The 17,742-nt window shown below is 71.9% G+C and carries 14 protein-coding genes; 4 read left to right on the top strand and 10 right to left on the bottom strand.

What is annotated here, in order from left to right:
• Positions 1-32: 32 nt before the first annotated feature.
• Positions 33-1,376 (bottom strand): transglutaminase-like domain-containing protein, encoded by a 1,344-nt coding sequence (locus tag BLV01_RS20685; protein WP_254782712.1) that lies wholly within the window; start codon positions 1,374-1,376, stop codon positions 33-35.
• A gap of 429 nt (positions 1,377-1,805) precedes the next feature.
• On the opposite strand from BLV01_RS20685, the gene BLV01_RS20680 reads away from it, so the two are divergent.
• The 4 genes from BLV01_RS20680 (at position 1,806) to BLV01_RS20665 (ending at position 6,434) form a co-directional block, all read left to right on the top strand.
• Positions 1,806-3,257: a C40 family peptidase gene (locus BLV01_RS20680; protein WP_091804638.1), complete on the top strand. Its 1,452-nt coding sequence runs from the start codon at positions 1,806-1,808 to the stop codon at positions 3,255-3,257.
• 181 nt (positions 3,258-3,438) lie between these two features.
• Positions 3,439-4,539, top strand: a complete 1,101-nt coding sequence (locus tag BLV01_RS20675; RefSeq protein WP_057949172.1) for a dipeptide epimerase — start codon at positions 3,439-3,441, stop codon at positions 4,537-4,539.
• A gap of 66 nt (positions 4,540-4,605) precedes the next feature.
• The gene (locus tag BLV01_RS20670) at positions 4,606-5,454 is read left to right on the top strand and encodes a MurR/RpiR family transcriptional regulator (protein ID WP_091804526.1); all 849 of its coding nucleotides are present in this window, start codon (positions 4,606-4,608) and stop codon (positions 5,452-5,454) included.
• Between the two features lie 209 nt (positions 5,455-5,663).
• Positions 5,664-6,434, top strand: a complete 771-nt coding sequence (locus tag BLV01_RS20665) for a L,D-transpeptidase family protein (protein ID WP_091804523.1) — start codon at positions 5,664-5,666, stop codon at positions 6,432-6,434.
• A gap of 244 nt (positions 6,435-6,678) precedes the next feature.
• Here BLV01_RS20665 and BLV01_RS20660 read toward each other — a convergent pair whose 3' ends face one another.
• The 9 genes from BLV01_RS20660 to BLV01_RS20620 all read right to left on the bottom strand — a co-directional run bounded on the left by BLV01_RS20660 (position 6,679) and on the right by BLV01_RS20620 (position 17,688).
• Entirely contained in the window at positions 6,679-8,481 is a 1,803-nt protein-coding gene (locus BLV01_RS20660; protein ID WP_254782711.1) for a DUF885 domain-containing protein, read from the bottom strand.
• A 213-nt stretch (positions 8,482-8,694) separates the two neighbouring features.
• Positions 8,695-9,993 (bottom strand): alpha/beta hydrolase family protein, encoded by a 1,299-nt coding sequence (locus BLV01_RS20655; protein WP_091804519.1) that lies wholly within the window; start codon positions 9,991-9,993, stop codon positions 8,695-8,697.
• A 333-nt stretch (positions 9,994-10,326) separates the two neighbouring features.
• Positions 10,327-11,538, bottom strand: coding sequence for a M24 family metallopeptidase (locus BLV01_RS20650; RefSeq protein WP_091804516.1), 1,212 nt, complete (start codon positions 11,536-11,538; stop codon positions 10,327-10,329).
• Positions 11,535-13,142, bottom strand: a complete 1,608-nt coding sequence (locus tag BLV01_RS20645) for an aldehyde dehydrogenase family protein (RefSeq protein WP_091804513.1) — start codon at positions 13,140-13,142, stop codon at positions 11,535-11,537. The genes BLV01_RS20650 and BLV01_RS20645 overlap by 4 nt, the downstream gene beginning before the upstream one ends.
• A gap of 2 nt (positions 13,143-13,144) precedes the next feature.
• Positions 13,145-14,050: a dihydrodipicolinate synthase family protein gene (locus BLV01_RS20640; protein ID WP_091804510.1), complete on the bottom strand. Its 906-nt coding sequence runs from the start codon at positions 14,048-14,050 to the stop codon at positions 13,145-13,147.
• The gene (locus tag BLV01_RS20635) at positions 14,047-15,393 is read right to left on the bottom strand and encodes an FAD-dependent oxidoreductase (protein WP_091804507.1); all 1,347 of its coding nucleotides are present in this window, start codon (positions 15,391-15,393) and stop codon (positions 14,047-14,049) included. The genes BLV01_RS20640 and BLV01_RS20635 overlap by 4 nt, the downstream gene beginning before the upstream one ends.
• Positions 15,386-15,634: a 2Fe-2S iron-sulfur cluster-binding protein gene (locus tag BLV01_RS20630; RefSeq protein WP_091804504.1), complete on the bottom strand. Its 249-nt coding sequence runs from the start codon at positions 15,632-15,634 to the stop codon at positions 15,386-15,388. The genes BLV01_RS20635 and BLV01_RS20630 overlap by 8 nt, the downstream gene beginning before the upstream one ends.
• Positions 15,631-16,731, bottom strand: coding sequence for an NAD(P)/FAD-dependent oxidoreductase (locus BLV01_RS20625; protein WP_091804501.1), 1,101 nt, complete (start codon positions 16,729-16,731; stop codon positions 15,631-15,633). The genes BLV01_RS20630 and BLV01_RS20625 overlap by 4 nt, the downstream gene beginning before the upstream one ends.
• An 18-nt stretch (positions 16,732-16,749) precedes the next feature.
• Positions 16,750-17,688, bottom strand: coding sequence for a 4-hydroxyproline epimerase (locus BLV01_RS20620; RefSeq protein WP_091804635.1), 939 nt, complete (start codon positions 17,686-17,688; stop codon positions 16,750-16,752).
• Positions 17,689-17,742: the final 54 nt, after the last annotated feature.

Below are 17,742 nucleotides of genomic sequence, written 5' to 3'. Positions count from 1 at the left end.
CCCCTAACTGGTGTGGGCGGTGCCGCGCCGCATCACTGCTTCGTCGTCAGCACCTGCGCTTTGTAGTCGTAGTCCCACTGGTCGAAGTAGAGATTTCCCCCTTCCCACTCGACCTCGCCGCGTTGCGAATCCACGGTCTCGGAACGATCGAACCGCTTGGCCGGAACGAAGTCGCGGCCGTAATCGTCGTTGTACGCCACCCGGTACGCGTCGAAGCCGCCGAGGTAGAAGCCGGCCAGTTGCGGATCGGGCGAGTCGAAGCGGCCGGTGGTGACGTCCACCGGCAGCCAGCCGTACGGGGCCAGGTACATCCAGGCCCAGTCGTGCATGTTGGTGTAGCCGTCGTCGCCGAACACCCAGCCCGACTGCCAGCGCGCCGGGATGCCGTTGAGGCGCAGCAGCGCCATCAGCAGCAGGGTCTGCTGGCCGCAGTCGGCGTGGCCGGCGCGCAGGGCGTAGTCGGAGATGTTGGAGATCGTCGAGTACTCGCGCGCGCCGGCCCACGGGATCGCGTCGACCGCGGCGTAGAGCTTCTGCGCGATGCGGTACGGGTTGGTCTCCGCGCCCACGGCCTTGCGCGAGAACTCGCGCAGCGCCGGGGTGAACACGAGGTGCGGCGCGCGCTCGCCCAGGTGCGGCCGGGTCTGCGCGTTGTCCGGCGCCGGCACGACTTTGTCCGGGTCGATCGCGCGGTACTGGCCGTACACGGTGAGTTCGTAGCCGACCTCGAACCTCGTCGGCTTGCCGGCCTGCGCGATTTGTTCGAGATAGACCGTGCGCTGCAGGGCCGACGCCGGCGCGAGCCGGTGCGCGGCCGGCGCGCTGGCGAGAAAGCGGATCGCTTCCTGCTGGCGCGGCAGTTCGCGCGGATACGGCAGCCACGCGCGCACGGTCTTGCCGGCCGGCACCGCGTCGGCGGCCACCGTCAACGACTGCGCGATGCGCACCCGCCGCGGCGCGCCGTAGCCGCGTTCGAGCGCGGCGTCGCGCACTTCGCGCTGGTGCGCGTTGAGCGTTTCCATCGGCCCCGCGCTCAGCGGCTTGGCGTCGGCGCGGCGACGCGCCAACGCTTGCGCGCTGAGCCGGAACAGGTTCGACGGCGCGCGCTTGAAGTAGCGCGTGTCGCCGTCGATGGTCATCGCTTCGAGCAGGCCCTGGCGGTCCCAGGCGTCGAACTCTTCGCGGGTGAGGTCGGGAATCTGCGCGCGGACTTTCTGTTCGGCCTGGGCGCGGTCGAGGGTGAAGTCCAGGCGGATGCGGCGCATGCGCTCGCGCTGGAATTCCAGCGCCGCGCGTTCGCGCGCGTCGATGCCCGGCTGTTGCGCTGCGGCATCGATTCGCGCGCGCGCATCATTGAAACGGCCGGCGTCGATCAGGCCGACGATCGCCGCCAGTTCGCGCGCCGCGGCCTCGTCGGCCGCGCGCGCCTGCGCCTGCGCGGGGCCGACCGACACGCGCAAACCCAGCACCAGCGCCGGCAAAGCGAAGATCAAGCCGAACGCCAGCGCGCGCGTGCGCCAGCGTCCGGCGGGAGAGACGATGGCCCTCGCGCGGGGAGCGATAAACAGCAGGTCAGTCACGGGATCCATACCTGTGTCACCCACGCGGGGCCATCGGTTCATGGCTGTGTAACATGAGTAAGAAAGGTGGTCAATAAATTATTCCGTATCTATTTTCGTTAGGAAGCATGTATTCTCCGGTTCGACCCCGGACGCGCCGCGGCGCGCCCGGCATCGGTGCCGGAGGCCCGGCATCGCCCTGTGACGGCGCCCGCCGACCGCGCGCGCCCGCCGGAGCCTGACGCGATGGGTACCGCCCCGAGCCGCCGACGCCCCACCCGCCTTCGCGCACTCGCGCGCTGCATCGCAGCATCGGCGCTGCTGTCGGGCGCACTGTGCGCGCAGGGCGCGACCGCCGCGTCCGCCGCCGGCCGCGACCGCGGCGTGCCGGCGACCGGCGTGATCGGCATCGAGGAGGGGCAATTGAACGCCGACTACTGGATCCGCCAGCAGCGCAAGCCCGACGCGGTGATCCTCGACGGCCGCGCCATCGCCCGCCAGAACGCGCGCCTGGCCGAACTCGACGCCTCCGTGCACGACATCGAACGGTTGCCGGCGACGCTGCCGCGCGAGCGCGTGCGCGAGTGGATCGAGGCGATCTCGCAGGCGCGCGACGAACCGCTGTTCGACGAACGCGGCGAGGGCGTATCGGCCGCCATGCTGCGCGGCTTCGACGCCGAACTCGCCCTCGACGCGATCCCGGCGCAGCAGCCCACCCGCTACGGCCTGGTGGTGCGCCGCGCCGACCTGCGCACCTTTCCCACCCGCACGCGCGTATTCAATTCGCGCGGCGATACCGACATCGACCGCTTCCAGGAAAGCGCGTTGTTCCCGGGCACGCCGGTGGCGGTGGTGCACGAAAGCCGCGACGGCAAGTATTGGTTCGTGGTCAGCCCGCTGTACGCGGCCTGGGTCGAGAAGGGCCGCATCGCGCTCGGCGACAAGCCGGCGGTGTTCGCCTACACCCGCAAGACGCCGTACCTGGTCGTCACCGGCGCGACCGCGCGCACCGTGCACACGCCCGAGCGGCCCGGCGTCTCCGACGTGCAACTGGAGATGGGCGTGCGCGTGCCGCTGCTCGCCGACTGGCCGGCGGACCAACCGGTCAACGGCCAGCACCACTACGCCTCGCACGTGATCGAGCTGCCGTATCGCGACGGCGACGGCAGCCTGAAGTTCTCGCCGGCGCTGCTGCCGCGCACCGCCGACACCGCGGCGGATTACCTGCCGCTGACCCGCGCCAACCTGGTCCGCCAGGGCTTCAAGTTCTTCGGCGAGCGCTACGGCTGGGGCCATTCGTACAACACCCGCGACTGCAGCGGCTTCGTCTCGGAGATCTACCGCAGCTTCGGCGTGCAGCTGCCGCGCAACACCCGCGACCAAGCGGTCAGCCCGGCCTACAACCGCATCGATCTGGACGAGACGCTCGGCCACGACGAGCGGCTGAAGATCGTCAAGACCCTGGAAGTCGGCGACCTGATCTACATCCCCGGCCACGTGATGATGGTGGTCGGGCACGAGGACGGCTGGCCGTACGTGATCCACGACACCACCGGCATCACCTTCCGCGACCGCACCGGCGATCTCGCCCGGGTCCACCTCAACGGCGTCTCGGTGACGCCGCTGGTGCCGTTGCTGTTCAACAAGGAACAGCCGACGGTGGACCGCATCACCAGCATTCAACGTATTCGTCCATGAGCCGGCGCCCGAAGCTGCTGGTTTCTGTGGGAGGACCTTCAGGCCCGATGCTCTTGTCTCAGGTCGCGGCGATCCGGAACAAAAGCGTCGGACCTGAAGGCCCTCCCACATAAGCCCGCGCTCCCGGCGCCGCCCCTCCCCAGTCACCCGAACACGACGCACCCCACGACACCATCGACACATGAAGATCACCGACATCCGATTCGGCATGCTGCGGGTTCCGCTCAAGACCCCGTTCAAGACCGCGCTGCGCACGGTCGACACGGTCGAGGACATCGTCGTCACCATCCACACCGACACCGGCCACGTCGGCTACGGCGAGGCGCCGGCGACCGCGCCGATCACCGGCGACACCCACGGTTCCATCGTCGAGGCGATCCGCAAGTTCATCTCGCCGCGCCTGATCGGCCAGGAGATCGCCAACCTCAACCGCATCACCGGCCTGATCCAGGGCGCGATCGAGAAGAACTCCAGCGCCAAGGCGGCGGTCGAGATCGCGGTCTACGACCTGTTCGGCCAGCTCTACGGCGCGCCGCTGTACAAGATGCTCGGCGGCGGCGACCCGGTCATCACCACCGACCTGACCATCTCGGTGGACTACATCGAGAAGATGGTCGCCGACTCGATCGCCGCGGTCGACCGCGGCTTCGAATCGCTGAAGATCAAGGTCGGCAAGGACATCGGCGTCGACATCGAGCGGGTCAAGGCGATCTACGCCGCGGTCGAGGGCCGCGCCCTGCTGCGCCTGGACGCCAACCAGGGCTGGACCGCCAAGCAGGCGGTGTACGCGCTGCAGACGCTGGAAGACGCCGGGGTGCGGCTGGAACTGGTCGAGCAACCGGTCAAGGCGCAGGACCTGGAAGGCCTCAAGTACGTCACCGACCGCGTCCACACCCCGATCATGGCCGACGAAAGCGTGTTCGGCCCGGTCGAGGTGATCGACCTGATCCGCATGCGCGCGGCCGACATCATCAACATCAAGCTGATGAAGACCGGCGGCCTGTCCAAGGCGATCCAGATCGCCGACATCGCCGCCATGTACGGGGTCGAATGCATGATCGGCTGCATGATCGAGACCTCGATCTCGGTCGCCGCGGCGGTGCACCTGGCGGTGGCCAAGTCCAACGTGATCACCAAGGTCGACCTCGACGGCCCCTCGCTGTGCGCGTTCAACCCGGTCGACGGCGGGGTGATCTTCAACGAGTCCGAGATCACCGTCACCGATGCGCCGGGCCTGGGCATCCGCGAGATCCGCGGCCTGGAGACGCTGGCCGCCGCCTGACCTGCGCGCCGGCGCGAAGCCGGCTAGGCTGTAGCCACCGCCGCGCCCGGGACCGGACCCCTGCCGATGTCGCCCCTGCTCAAGATCCGCTCAGAACGCGACCAGATGTCGGCGATCGAACGCCGCATCGCCGACTACCTGCTGGAGAACGCGCACCTGCTGCGCGACTACTCCTCGCAGCAGTTGGCCAACGCGCTCGGGATCAGCCAGTCCAGCGTGGTCAAGTTCAGCCAGAAGCTCGGATTCAAGGGCTATCCGGACCTGAAGTACTCCATCGGCGAGGCGATCGCGCGCGGCGACCGCCACGACGACGGCGCCGGCGCCCAGGCCGCGCCGGCCGATCCCAACCAGGCCCTGGCCGAACGCCTGTGGCACGGCAAGGCGCGCGCCGAGGAAGAGACCCGGCTGATCAATCCGCCCGAACGCATCGAAGCCATCGCCGAGCTGATCCAGCACGCGCGCCGGGTCTACGTGATCGGCCTGGGCGAGGACGGGGTGCCGGCGCGCGCGCTGTCGATGAAGCTGACCATGATCGGCATCCTCAGCATCCACCATTTCGATCCGGTGCTGATGGCCGCCAGCACCGCCAACGCCGGCGCCGGCGACGTGCTGCTGGTGCTGTCCGAGCAGGGCAAGCTGACCTCGCTGTGTCACCTGGCGCGCAGCTTCGCCGGGAGCGGCGGCAAAGTCGTTTCGGCCACCCGGCATACGCCCAACCCGCTGCGCGCGCACGCCGACCACGCGCTGCTGGTGTCGGCACACGACGAGCGCGCGCACGTCGAGCCGCTGCTGTACCACAGCGCGCTGCAGCACCTGCTCGACCTGATCTTCGTGCTGCTGTGCGAACGCGGCCAGGACCGCCTGCGCCAGCTCGACCGCCAGGCCGAGCGGGTGCAGGACATGCTCGACATCTGAGCCGGATCGTTCGCGATGCCGCGCGATCCCCACACCGCACCGACCGCGACGCGGCGCGATCTCCCTGTAGGAGCGGCGCGAGCCGCGACCGCGACACCTCGCTTGCGACGAACGTTGCGCCGCGGGTGCTATGTCGCGGTCGCGGCTCGCGCCGCTCCTACAGCGAGCAACGCGACTGCGCCGCACCACTGTCCAGGAACCAATCCGCCATGTCCCGCTACGTCCCCGCCTTGCTCTTCGCCGCCGCCATGACCCTCGCCGGCTGCGCCAGCACCCGCGCCGACCGCGCCGGGGACGGCGCCGCGCAGCCGCAGCTGGTGCTGGTCACCACCGCCGACTGGAACGCGCCGCAGGGCCGCCTGCAACGTTATCTGTTCGAAGGCGGCCAGTGGCTCGCGGTCGGCGAGCCGGTCGCAGTCAGCATCGGCCGCAACGGCGCCGCCTGGGGCCGCGGCCTGCGCGCCGCGCCCGACGACGGCGGCCCGCTCAAGCGCGAAGGCGACGGCCGCGCGCCGGCCGGCATGTTCGCCGTCGGCACCGCGTTCGGCTACGCCGAGAGCGCGCAGACCGCGCTGCCGTATGCGCCGATGAGCGCCAGCCACTACTGCATCGACGTGCCCGCCTCGCCGCTGTACGACCGCATCGTCGATGCGCGCCGGGTCGGCGAGCGGGCGGTCGAGGGCTCGACCGAACCGATGCGCCGCGACCTGCACGCCGACGGCGATCCGCGCTACCGCCTGGGCTTCGTCATCGCCCACAACCCGGCGCACACGCCCGGCGCCGGCAGCTGCATCTTCGCCCACCTGTGGCGCGCGCCGGGCGAACCGACCGCGGGCTGCACCGCGATGAACGACGCGGCGATGGACGAACTGCTGGCGTGGCTGCGGCCGCAGGCGCGGCCGGTGTTCGTGCTGTTGCCGCAGGCGCAGTATCGGGCGGTGTGGAAGCAGTGGGGGTTGCCGGCGCCGGCTTCGGAGTAAAGCGTCCGCAACGCGAGCACGACTCAGACGACATACCGCGCAACTCTCCTACCGTCATTCCCGCGAAAGCGGGAATCCGGAGACTTCAGAGTCATGTCACGGTAAAGCCCTGGATTCTCGCGTTCGCGGGAACGACGGTAGGAAGGAACGCGACAAATGACGGCTGCGAAGAGCGCGACACCGGCGCGTCCTCACTTCCCGGCGGCGACAGCAACTGCCGCCGCACGCGATCCAGCGCAGCGGCTCAGCCCGCTTTTTCTTCCGCCGCTTTCTTCGCCGCCTTCTTCGCCTTCATCTCCGCCGCCTTGGCCCGGCTCTCCTCGATGAACCGGTCCACCCGCCGCTCCAGCACCGGCAGCGGCACCGAGCCCAGCGCCAGCACCGCGTCGTGGAAGGCGCGGATGTCGAAGTCCGCGCCCAGCGCCTGCTCGGCCTTGGCGCGCGAGCGCTCGATGCTCATCTGGCCCAGGTAGTACGACAGCGCCTGCCCCGGCCAGCCGATGTAGCGGTCGACTTCGGTCTCGATCTCGTGCTCGCTCAGCGCGGTGTTGTCGCGCAGGAACGCCAGCGACTGCTCGCGGGTCCAGCCCAGGTGGTGCACGCCGGTGTCCACGACCAGGCGGCTGGCGCGCCACATCTGGTAGGTCAAGTAGCCGAAGTAGTCGTAGGGCGTGTCGTACATGCCCATCTCGATGCCGAGTTTCTCGGTGTACAGCGCCCAGCCCTCGCCGTAGGCCGAGATGTAGGTATAGCGGCGGAAGTCCGGCAGGCCCTCGTGCTCGGCCGCCAGCGACATCTGCAGCGAATGGCCCGGCGCGGATTCGTGCAGGGTCAGCGCCGGCAGGTTGAACAGCGGGCGCGAAGGCAGGTCGTAGGTGTTGACCAGATAGACGTCGCGGCCACCGCGGCCGGCGGTGTAGAACGGCGCCAGATCCGGCGGCACCGGCTTGATCGCGAACCGCTGGCGCGGCAGCAGGCCGATGTAGTTGCCGATCTCGCCGTCCACGCGCTTGGCCAGCCACGAGGCGCGCATCAGCAGCTCGTCGCCGCTCTTGGGATAGAACTTGGGATCGGTGCGCAGGTAATGCAGGAATTCCGGGAACGTGCCCTTGAACCCGGTCTTGACGATGGTCTGCTCCATCTGCGCGCGGATCTTCGCCACTTCCTGCACGCCGATCTCATGGATCTGCTGCGGAGTCAGGTCGAGCGTGGTGAATTCGCGGATCTTGGCGCGGTAATAGTCCTGGCCGCCGGGCATCTTCTCCGCGGCCAGGGTGGTGCGCGCCTGCCGCATGTACTCGTCCTGCATGAACTTCAGCAGCGTGCGGTAGGCCGGCAACACCGAAGCGTCGATGACCTTGGCCGCTTCCGCGCGCAGGCGCGCCTGTTCGGCGGCGGGGATGTTGGCCGGCATCTTCTTGAACGGGGTGTAGAGCAGGTTGTCCTCGAGCTTGGCGTCGACGACTTCCTTGATCGACACGTCGCGTCCGGCCAGCGTCACCCGCGGCACGCTGAAACCGCGCTTGAGCCCGGCGCGCATGTTGGCGATCTGCTCGTCGAAGTAGCGCGGGATATCGCGCAGCTGGCCGAGGTAGCGCTCGTAGCCGTCGACGTCGCGGAACGAACGGCGCGCGGTGAAGCCCAGGTTGGTCCAGAACGCGCTGTCGCTGTTGAACGGCATCTCGTACTGGCGCACGCGCTGGTTGGCGAGCAGGCTCTGGACCTGCTGGCGGAACACCTCCAGGTTGACCGGGTCCTCGCCTTCGAGCTGGCGCGCGTCGATGGCGTCGAGTTCCTTGAGCACCTGCGCCCAGTAGCGCTCGCGCTCGGCCTGGGTGGCCGGATCGACCTTGGGCAGGCGCGCGGCCGGCTGGCCCTGCGGGCCGTCCTCGTCGTCGCCGCCGGCGAACTGCGCCTGGCGCCATTTCCATTCGCGCGTGTACAACGCCTGGAACCGCGCCGCGGCGCTGTCGGCGGCCGTGCTGGCGGCCTTGTCGGCGGCGGGCGCGGCTTCGGCCGCCAACGCAGACGCGGGAGCGAGCGCCATCAGCACGGCCACGGACAACGCGGCCAGCGGCGCGCGCACGGAAACGGAACGGATCGAAGGCATCGCGGGACCCTGCGGCTACGGATTCGCCCATGATGCGGGAATCGCCGTGCCCGCGGATATGCCTTTAGGGCTAGAAAACAGCCCGGCGCAGCGAGAAGCGAGCCAAGCCCGACCGGCTCGCTCCTCGCGTCTTTGCGCTGTCGGCTGTTTTCAGGGCACCGGGCGGAACTCCGGATACGCCGGGCTGCCGCGGTCGAACAAGCGCGTCGGCCGGCCCTTCAGATGCAGGTCGAAGAACGCGCGGGTGTGCTCGCGCGTCGCCGCCACGGCCTGGGCCGGGGGCAAGCTGCCGTAGACCGCGACGCCGAAGCCGGGCGGCACCGCATCGCCGAGCGCCGGCAGCACCGCGGTGAAATCGCTGAAGGTGAAATGCTCGCCGCGGGCGACGTTGACCTCGCGCTTCCAGCCGCGCTGGCTGGCCCAGAACTGCGGCCACGAAGGATCATGGGAATCCAGATGGCTGTGCACGCCGGCGCCGACCAGCAGGAACGGCCGGTCCAGGCCGAAGCGCGCGGCCAGGGTCGGGCCGTAGGGCAGGTCCTGCGGCGGGCCGTAGGTGGTGGACAGGCGGCCGTCGTAGTCCAGGCCGGCGTCGAAGCGGCGGTCGAAGAACATCGTCTCGGCCGCGGTGGTGCCGCCGTAGGAATGGCCGAGGAAACCGACCCGCGCCAAGTCCAGCCCGCCGCGCCAGCCCGGCGGCAGCCGGCCGTGTCCGGCGCCGGGATAGAAACCGCGGTTCGACAACGCCAGCGCATCGAGCAGATGGCGCGAATCGCCGACCCGCGTGTCGAGCCACATCTGGGTCGATTCCACCGTTTCCACCAGGTCCTGGCCGCGCACCACGCGCCCGCCCGGGAACGCGGTGTAGAAGGCTTCGTGGGTGTGGGTCATCGACGCGACCACGTAGCCGTGGCTGGCCAGGTCGTCGGTCAGCGCGCTGTAGAGTTCGCGGAAATACTGCAGGCCCGGCGAGAACAGCACCACCGGCCAGCCGCGCGGATGGCGCAGCAACGGCGCGCCCTGGATCGCCGGCCGGCGCGCGCCGGCCCAGTCCACCGCCTCCGGCGCGATGCCGTAGCCGGCGGCGGTGGCGCTCCATTCCGGCACCATCGCCGGTTCCAGCCACGGCGCGCGCGGGCCGCGCGCGTGCGGCGCGATCGGATAACTCACCGTGACCATGTACTCGCGCGGCCCACCGACGAAGCGGTCGGTGCGCGCGCGGTCGACGATGTGCAGGGTGAAGGTGCCGACCTTGTACGGCCCGGTGGTCGGCGGCAGGTCGAAGCGCTTGGGCGCGGCGGCCGGCGCCGCTGCGGGCGTTTGCGGCGGCGCCGCCAGCGCGGGCGCGGCGACGAGCAGCGACAGCGCCGGCGACAACAGCGCGGCGGCCAGCACACGCCTGGGCGCGGCGGCGAAACGAGACAAGCCAATGCGGATTGCGCGGAACATGCGAACCTCCTTGGACGGCGTGTTCAGGGAACGCCGCGCGCAAGGGGCGCAGGCCCCCGCGACGGCGCGGCCCACAGCGAAGCGCGGATCGCACGGCCGCGGCCAGTGCCGCAATGCACGGTCGCAGGCGCAAAGCTTGATCGGCCGCGCAGATACGCAGTTCGGTGCAGGACGGTTGCCGCGCGTTGGCGGGTGGCGCCGTGGCTGCGGATTCGCGGTCGCGGCTTGCGCCGCTCCTACAGGGGCTTGGGTCGGTTTCGTATCCGACTGTAGGAGCGGCGCGAGCCGCGACCGCGCGACCTCAACCCCGGCGCATCTCACCTCGCATGCGAATCAATCCGCGAACGGCCGGTCGATCGCCACCGACGGCTCGGTGAACCAGTGCGCCGCGTCTTCGGTCACGAAGAAATGATCCTCCAGCCGCACCCCGAACCGCTCCGGCACCACGATCATCGGTTCGTTCGAGCAGCAGTTGCCGGCCTCCAGCCCGACCCGGTTGCCGCGCACCAGGTACGGCGCCTCGTGCACGCTCAGCCCGCAGCCGTGGCCGGTGCGGTGCGGCAGGCCCGGCAAACGATAGTCCGGCCCCAACCCACCGCGCTGCAGCACCGCGCGCGCCGCGTCGTCGACCGCTTCGCCGCTGACGCCGGGACGCACCGCCTCGAACGCGGCGCGCTGGGCCGCGTGCTCCAGGTCCCAGATGCGCCGCTGGTCGTCGTCGGCGCGGCCGCAGATGTAGGTGCGGGTGATGTCGGAGTTGTAGCCTTGCACCGCGCAGCCGGTGTCGATCAGCACCAGCTCGCCTTCGCGCAGTTGCTGTTCGCCGGGGATGCCGTGCGGGAATGCGGTGGCGCGGCCGAACTGGACGATGCAGAAAGTGGAGCCGTTGTCGGCGCCGAGCGCGCGGTGCGCTTCGTCGATGAAGCGGCGCAGGGTCGCGGTGGATACGCCTTCCTCGGCCAGCCCTGCGGCGAGGCGGTGCACCTGCAGGGTCATCGCCGTGGCCTGCTGCATCAGCGCCAGCTCCGCCGGCGACTTGCGCGCGCGGCAACCGTCGACGATCGCCGCGGCGTCGCCGAGTTCGAGCTGCGGCGCGGCCGCGCGCAGGCCGGTGAAGACCGCGAACGCGGCGCCGGGGTCCAGCGCCAGCCGGCGCGCGCCCCGCTCGCGCAGGGCCGCCGCCACCAGCGCGTGCGGGTCCTCGTGCTCCTCCCAGAACCGCGCCTGCGCCGGCACCTTGAGCACGTGCGAGAGCGAGCCGGCCTCGAACGCCGGGCACACCAGCAGCGGATCGCCGTCGAGGGTCAGCAGCAGCGCCACCAGCCGCTCGCTCGCGCCCCAGGGCACGCCGGCGAAATAGCGCAGCGACGCGCCGGCGCCGATCAGCAGCGCGTCGAAGCCGTGCGCGCGCATCGACCCGCGGGCGCGTTCGAGCCGCTGCTGGTACTCGTCCGCGTCGATCGCCGGCGCGCGTTGCGCCCACGGCGCGAGCTGCGCGCGCGCGCGCTCCAGGGTGAGTCCGCCGATCTGCACCGCTGCGTTCATGCCGTAGCTCCGCCGGTCTTGGTCGCGATGTCGTCCAGGGTCCAGCCGCCGTCGATCCAGCGCGACAGCCCGCCGGGATTGCGGTCGCGCAACTCGTCGGGCAACGCGTCCTGGCGCACGTGGTCGTAGCAATGCAGCGCGGCGAAGCGGCGGATCGCGCTGGGCATGCCGACCGCGGTGAAGCCCGGATGGCCGGTGCTCGGGTACGGGCCGCCGTGGTTCATCGCCGCGCTGACCGCGACGCCGGTGGGCATGCGCCCATCGATCAGCCGGCCCACGCGCGGGCGCAGCGCGCCGGCGAGACGACGCCAGTCGTCGTCGTCCGCGGCGCTGTCGCCGCCGTAGATGGTGCCGGTGAGATTGCCTTCCAGCGCCGCGGCCACCTGCAGCGCTTCGTCGATGCCGTCCACCCGCACCACCAGGCTGGCCGGGCCGAACGCCTCGGCCTGCAGGCGCCGATCGGCGACGAAGGCGGCCGCGTCGGCGCCGAGCAGCGCCGGCCGCACCCGGTAGCCTTCACCGTCGGCCGCCGCGCCGCCGCCGAGCGGCTGCGCGCCGGCGTCGCGCCAGCCGGCCACGCCGGCGCGCAGGTGATCGAGCACGCCTTGCGAGAACATCGTGCCCGCCGGCGCCGCATCGAAACGCGCCGCCGCGGCCGCGACGAAACGATCGCCAGCCTCGCCGCGCGGTACCACCACCACGCCGGGGTTGGTGCAGAACTGGCCGACGCCGAGCGTGCACGAGGCGAAGAACTCCTGCGCCAACGCGTCGCCGCGCTCGCGCAGCGCGCCTTCGAGCAGGAACACCGGGTTGACGCTCGACAGCTCCAGGTAGGCCGGCACGCCGGCCGCATCGGCCGCGGCCTTGAGCGCGAGCCCGGCGCTGCGGCTGCCGGTGAACGCCAGCGCGCCCAGGCGCGCGTCGCCGGCCAGTTCCAGGCCCAGCGCCGGATCCAGGTGGTACAGCACCTGCAGCGACTGCGCCGGCAGGCCGGCATCCAGCAGCGCGCGATGCGCCAGCTGCGCCAGCCGCTGGCTGGTGCCCGGATGCGAGGGATGGACCTTGGCGATCACCGGGTTGCGCGCGGCGATGGCCGAGGCGAAATCGCTGCCGGCCACCGCATTGAACGCGAACGGGAAATTGTTCGGCCCGAACACCAGCACCGGCTTGCGCAGCGGCGCCAGGTGCGAGCGCAGGCCGGCGGCGGTGTCGATGATCGGCTGGGTCCAGCTGCGCTCGCGCGCCGCGCGCGCGGCCTGGCGCAGTTGGCCGCTGGCGCGCGGCAACTCGACTTCGGCCAGGCGCGGCCGCGCCGGCAGCGCGGTTTCCAGGTGCGCCAGTTCGACCAAGGCCTCGGCATCGGCCTCGATCGCCGCGGCGTAGGCGTCGAGGAACGCCGCGATGCGCGCGGGCGCGCATGCGGCCAGTTCCTCGGCGGCCGCGCACGCGGACGCCAACGCAGCGCGCGCGTCCTGCGCGCCAGAGATCGGGAACGCCGGGCCGACCTCGACCGCGCGGGTCGGGTCGAAAGCGCGGAATTCGCCGGCCGCGTCCAGCGACGGCTGCCAGCGCCCACCCACCAACACCGGTTCGCGCGCGCTCATCGTCACAGCTCCGGTCGCTGCGCCTGGGCGCGTTCGATCACCGCCAGCGCCGCCTCGCGCTCGGCGCCGGTCACCGGCAGGCGCGGCGCGCGAACGTGCTCTGCGCCCATGCCGACCTGGGCCTGCACCAGTTTGATGAGCTGCACGAACTTGGGCACGGTGTCGAGCCGCAGCAACGGCAGGAACCACGCGTACAGCGCCGCCGCAGCCGGCGCGCCGCCGTCGCGGGCCAGCTCGAACAAGCGCACCGATTCCTTCGGATAGGCATTGACCAGGCCCGCGATCCAGCCGGTCGCGCCCATCGCCACGCCTTCGACGATGGCGTCGTCCATGCCGACCAGCAGCTCCAGCCGCTCGCCGAGCAACGCGCGCAGCGCGGCGAAGCGGCGCACGTCGGCGGAGGATTCCTTTACCGCCTGCACGTTGGCGAATTCGCCGGCGAGTTCGGCGATCTGCTCGGGCGAGAAGTCGGTCTTATAGGCGACCGGGTTGTTGTAGATCATGCACGGCAGGTCGGTGGCGGCGATCACCGCGGCCACGTGCGCCTTCATCTCGCGCCAGTCGGTCGAGTACACGTACGGCGGCAGCACCATCAGGCCGGCGCAGCCGATCCGCTTGGCTTCCTGGGCCAGGCGCACGGCCTCGGCGGTGGACAGCGCGGCGATGCCCGGAATCACCGGCGCGCGGCCGTCGAGCGCGCCGACCAGGGTGCGCAGGATCGCCAGCTTGTCGTCGAAGCTCAGCGTCGCCGCTTCGCCGAGCGAACCCAGCGGGACGATGCCGGTGCAGCCGGCGTCGATCAGCTCGCGCGCGTGGCGGGCGAGGAAGTCGTGGTCGATCGCGCCGTCGGCGTGGAAGGGCGTGGTGATGGCGGGAATGACGCCGCGCCAGATGGAAGCAGTGCTCATGGAACGGTTCCTTGTGGGGCTGAGTGCGTGATCGGTGCGGACGCCGTCGGCGACGGCGGGTCGTGCGTGTGCGCGCCGTGCGCGGCCAGGGCCGCCAGGCGCACGGGGAAAACGGGCGGACGCGGGCCCGCGGCGGACAGCGAGGGCGCGAACGCCGGCCCGCGCAACTGCGCCAGCGCGGCGCCGCAGATGCGGCCCTGGCAGCTGCCCATGCCGCAGCGGGTGGCGAGCTTGGCCGCGCGCCAGTCGGCATGGGCGTCGAGTTCGCCCAGGCGCACGTCCTCGCAGCGGCAGACCAGCACGTCCGCCGTCGCCGCGGCCAGCACTTGCGGATTCAATCCGAAATACGCCGGCAGCAACGCCGCGAACGCGCGCGCCCGCTCGCGCTGCGGCGCCAGCGCGCGCGCGGCTTCGGGCGCGCCGGCGGCGGCGTGGCCGGCCATCGCGCCTTCGACCAGCGCGCAGTCGCGCCCGCCGATGCCGCAGGCTTCGCCGGCGGCGAACACCGTGGCGACGCTGGTGCGCAGCAGCGCATCGACCTTCACCCAGGCCTGCGCGTCGTGCGTGTGCAGCTCGCAGCCCAGGCGCTGCGCCAGTTCCAGGTTCGGCACCAGCCCGTAGCCGACGGCGAGATGATCGACCGCGATGCGCTGGCCGTCGTTCAACTCGACGTCGGCCACGCGGCCGTCGCCGTGCGCGGCCACGACCCAGGCGCCGGCGCGGTAAGGCGCGCCGGCCAGGCGCGCGCGCAACGCCGCGGCCTGGGCCAGCTTGCCCGGCCAGCGCCACAGCCGCCGCGCGAACGCGTGCAGCTGCGCGGCCGGCGCCTGTTCGCAGATCGCGACCACGCGCGCGCCGTGGCGGCGCGCGGTGGCGGCCGCGGCCAACAGCAGCGGGCCGCTGCCGGCGACCAGCACGCGCCGACCGGCGATCGGCCAGCCCTGCTTGACCAACGCCTGCAGGCCGCCCGCTCCGGTGACGCCGGGCAGGGTCCAGCCCGGGAACGGCAGCAGCAGTTCGCGCGCGCCGGTGGCCAGCACCAAGGCGGCGTAATCCAATTCGATGGCGGTGCCGGCTTGTTCGATCAACACCTGTCCGGGCTCGGCCGCGACCACCTGCGCCTGCCCGAGCCAACGCACGCGTCCGCCGGCGCGCAGCGCGTCGAGGCGCTCGCGCGCCGGATCGGGCGCGGGCCGGCGCACGTCGCGCCGCCACACCTGTCCGCCGGCGCTGGCCTGCATGTCGACCAGCGCGACCTGCGCGCCGTGCGCGGCCGCCGCCTGCGCCGCCGCCAGCCCGGCCGGGCCGGCGCCCACCACCAGCACGTCGCAGCGCTCAGTCATCGCAGGCCACCTGCATGCCTTCGCGCGCCGGCACCAGGCACGAACGCTGGTGGGCGACGCCGTCGATGCGCACCCGGCATTCGAAGCACACGCCCATGCCGCACAGCGGCGCGCGCGGCTGGCCCAGGCGCGAACGGCGGAAGTGCGGCGCAGCCAGCGCCACCGCGGCGGCGACGCTGGCGCCGGCGGGCACCTCGACCGCGACGCCGTCGATGTCGAGGCGGACCGTCGCGGCGCTCATCGCAGCATCCGCGCCGGCGCGTACGGCGCCGGGTCGATGGACGGCGCGCGGCCGAGCAGTTGTTCGACCAGCAGTTGCGCCGTGCCCAGCGCGGTGGTCACGCCGAGGCCTTCGTGGCCGGCGGCGACCCAGGTATCCGGCCGCGAAGGCAACGCGCCGATGTAGGGGCGCCCGTCCGGCGTGCACGGGCGGAACCCGGTCCACACCCGCAGCGCCTGCAGCTCGCGCAGCATCGGCACGAAGGCGAAGGCGCGTTCGAGCATGCGTTGCAGCATCGGCGGCGAGACCGCACGGTCCTCGCAACCGAACTCGCGCGATGAGCCGATCAGGATCTGCCCGGTCGGGCGCGGCTGCACGTTGAAGGCGACGCTACTGTCGGCGTCGCCGTGGGCGCTGTCGGCGTAGCCCAGTTCCAGCAGTTGATGGCGGATGCGGCCGGGGTAGCGCTCGGTGATGACCAGATGGCCCTTGCGCGCGCGCATCGGCAGTTGCGGCAGCAATTGCGGCAGCGCGCAGCCGGTGGCGACCAGCACCGGCCCGCTGAGTTCGGTCCAGTCGTCCAGGCGCGCGCCCTGCGCGGTCAACTCGACCGCACGGCGGCCGAGGTAGGCCTGCGCGCCGCCTTCGCGCGCCAGTTGCAACAGGTGCTGGGCCACGCGCGGCGGATACACCACCGCCTCGCGCGCCACCAACATGCCGCCGCACAGGCCGGGGACGAGATGCGGCTCCAGCGCGTACAACTCGTCGGCCTCGATCCGCCGCGCGTGCACGCCGGCCGCGGCCAGGCGCGCGACCTTGGCCGCGACGCCCTCCAGCTCGCGCGCCTCGCGCGCCACCCACAAGGTGCCGCAGCGGCTGAATTCGGCCAGCGGCGATTCGGCGAAGCGCTCCCACAACTGCAGCGACAGATGCGACAGCGCCAGTTCGGCCGGGTCGTCGTCCATCGCCACCAGGTGCCCCATCGCCGCCGCGGTCGCGCCGCCGCCGACCGGGCCGGGCTCGACCACCGCCACGCGCAGGCCCTGCGCCGCCGCGCGCTCGGCGCAGGCCGCGCCGACGATGCCGGCGCCCAGGACGATGAGGTCGTAGCGGGCCATGGCAGCGGCGCGGCGCGCTCAGCGCGCGCCGATGCCCCAGGCGAAAGGATCGGCCTCGTCGATCAGCAACTGCGCGCGCGCGGTGATGTGGGCGCTGCCGGTGATGGTCGGATGCACGCCGCGCTCGCCGCGGCGGTAGGAGCCTTCGAACACGCTGCCGAGCACGCTTTCCTGGCGCCACAGCGCACCCGGCGCGAGCTTGCCGTCGGCGGCCAGGCAGGCGAGCTTGGCGCTGGTGCCGGTGCCGCACGGCGAGCGGTCGTAGGCCAGGCCCGGGCACAGCACGAAGTTGCGGCCGTCGATGCCGGGCGTGGCCGAGGCGGTTTCCAGTTCGATGTGGTCGATCTGCGCGCCGTCGGCGCCGGTCACGCCGGCCGCCTCCAGCGCGGCGCGGATCGCCTCGGCGAACGCGCTCAGCTCGCGCACGCGGGCCAGCGCGATGGTCCGCGCGACCTTGACGATGAAGAACCAGTTGCCGCCCCAGGCGACGTCGCCGACGACGCCACCGTAGCCGGGCACCTCCAACGCCACCTGCGCGGCGTGGCGCCAGCTTTCGACGTTGTCGACCGACACCCGGCCGTCTTCGTGCAGGCGCGCGCCGACCGTGCCGACCGGCGTGTCGATGCGGTGATCGCCGGGCTGGATGCGGCCGAGGAACTGCAGCGTGCGCACCAGGCCGATGGTGCCGTGGCCGCACATGCCCAGGGTGCCGACGTTGTTGAAGAAGATCGTGCCGGCGCAGGCGCCGGGCGACTGCGGCGGCAGCAACAGCGCGCCGACCACGGTGTCGGAGCCGCGCGGCTCGCAGGCGACGGCGCTGCGCCAGCCGTCGTACTGCTGGCCGAAGCGCAGGCGCTGTTCGGCGAGGCTGCCGCCGCCGAGGTCGGGGAAGCCGGCGACCACCACGCGGGTGGGTTCGCCGCCGGTGTGCGAGTCGATGATGTCGAGGCTGTGCATCCGCTCATGCTCGCGCTCCATGCGCCCGGGGGTCTAGACGGGCTTGCCGGGCGC

Origin of the sequence: Lysobacter sp. yr284 (genome assembly GCF_900107375.1) — a bacterium.
GTDB lineage: Bacteria > Pseudomonadota > Gammaproteobacteria > Xanthomonadales > Xanthomonadaceae > Lysobacter.
This window is presented reverse-complemented; position numbering and strand designations above follow the sequence as displayed.